Annotated in this window: 1 protein-coding gene; it reads left to right on the forward strand. The window is 34.8% G+C overall.

Annotation, left to right across the window (positions count from 1 at the left end; genetic code table 11):
- Nucleotides 1–435: 435 nt before the first annotated feature.
- A complete protein-coding gene (locus tag CYJ57_RS07655) occupies nucleotides 436–2,043 on the forward strand; it encodes a cytochrome b5-like heme/steroid binding domain-containing protein (RefSeq protein ID WP_101954779.1) in 1,608 nt (535 codons plus the stop codon).
- The last annotated feature ends 161 nt before the right edge of the window (nucleotides 2,044–2,204 follow it).

Genomic DNA, 2,204 nt, shown 5'->3' on the forward strand with positions numbered 1-2,204 from the left:
AACCAAGCGAGCGAAGCGCGGTAGTTTTTAACCCTCTTTCGTTACACGCTAAAAACCCAAAAATCGGGACATATTCATTTGTGCTTGACAGCGATTATAACGAGAAGCTTTGAAGTAAAGTGAAATATACATAGAATCAATAGTGTAACAAGAGATGCACTCTATGAATAATGATACTATTAGGGAAAATTAAATTTTAATTGCCAATGATTTCGATCCGACATCTTATGCTCAAACAAGACCTGTTCGGAAGGTTTATTTAAACTTACCTGTCATCAAAATAAAAGAGGAGTTAAAGCATCATATTTATCAAACATGGTTGAAAGAATAAAAATTATTTTTAAAAATGCATAGATTAGTGATTTGAATTAATTCTTTTTTTAAATGAGTAATGTTATAATGTAAGTGTTATCAAAATAAAAGGAGCTGACTTTTGTGAAGAAACATTTATTAAGAGGAACATTGTTATTGTCAAGTGCTTTTGTTTTAGTCGCATGTAGTAGCCAGCCAGATAGTGATCAAACGGTGGAAGAAGTCACTACAGTGATTGAAGAAACAATGGAAGAGCAAGAAGAATCGACCGAGTCAGAAGCAACAAGTGAAGAAGCTAAAGAAGAAACTAAAGAAGAATCTGAAGAATCAAAAGAATCAAAAGAATCTGAAGAAACATCAGAAGAATCTAAAGAGTCTAGCGAAGATTCGGATGAAACATCTTCAGAAGAAATTCTTGTACTAAATCAACATGAACTTGCTGAATTTGATGGTCAAGGAGACCATAAAGCGTACATCGCTGTTAATGATGTAATCTATGATGTTACAGACCAAGAATTAAAAGACGGCTATTACGGTGATTATAAAGTTGCGGTAAATACACTTTATAATGTTCTATTATTAGGTGAAGATGAAGCATTGAAAGATCTTCCAATTGTCGGCGTTTTAGAAGTAGTGGAAGAAACTGAGGAGCTAGCTGAGGAAGCTGCTGAAGAAGATAGTCAAGATGAGAACGAGGATCTGCCAGCAATTAACCAAGAGGAGTTAGCTGAATTCGACGGCCAAGATGGACGCAAAGCTTATATTGGTGTCAATGATGTCATCTATGACGTTACTGATCAAGAATTAAAAGATGGTTATTATGGAGACTATAAAGTTGGTGTTAATAATTTATATAATTCGTTATTACTAGGTGAAGATGAATCGCTGAAAGATTTACCAGTGGTTGGCTCATTTAATAAATTAGTATCGTCAGAGGAAGAAGCAGTCGAAGAAACTGAGGAAACTGAGGAGACTGAAGAATCTGAAGAAACGACCGAGGAAATAGTTGCACAACCACTTCAAGATGGAATATATACTGTAATGGGCTCACCAAGTTCTGAAAGTGAAGTCATTGAACAGATGATTACCGTTGAAGAAGGTAAGATTAGAGAAGCTGTTTTTAAAGTACTTCATGGTGAAGAAGAAGTAACGCTTGATGAAGCAGAAGCCCAAGTCGTTGAAACATTGACTAAACAATTCGTCGATCAAGGGGAATTGTTACTACCAAGCGAAGAAGGCACACCATTTTTCGCTTACCAAATTATTTCAAATAGTGAGATTTTACGTACAATGGCACAACACGGCTTAAGCGAAACGATGAATCTTGATGAAGTTTCACTGTCAGATTCACAATATGTCATTAAAGATCCTTTCTATGAAGTGACATTGAAGGTTGAAAATAATGAAGTGCAAGCCTTGAATATCGCATCGACTTCAGATCAGGATGATTCGGAAATCGTTGAAAAATTCATCGAAGATTTTATGAGGGTAAAAACATTAGATGAATTAACTTATGTCGCACCAGAAGGTGAAGACGAAGAAACAACGCAACGTCATCAAGCAATCTACGAACACCTCAAAGGCTTAGTAAATTATGCAATCAATTTATCTAAGGTTCAAACGGTTATCGATAATAATGTAGAAGTCGAGGAAGTGGAAGAATCTCCAGAAGAAGAATTAGAAGAAACATCCGTTGAAGAATCTTCAGAAGAAGGAACATCTGAAGAATAATCTATTAATTTTCAAGCAATCTAAGAAACTTAGTAAAGTTTTTCTCTTTTCTAAGTTTCTTTTTGAATAAAAAGGTGTGTTGTAAAATGAATTGCAACACTCAGTAATTTCTGAAATACAAAAAGACATGAAGATTCGTTATACTTAAATCACCACAAAAT

This window comes from Falseniella ignava, from assembly GCF_002847645.1.
Taxonomy (GTDB): Bacteria; Bacillota; Bacilli; order Lactobacillales; family Aerococcaceae; genus Falseniella; species Falseniella ignava.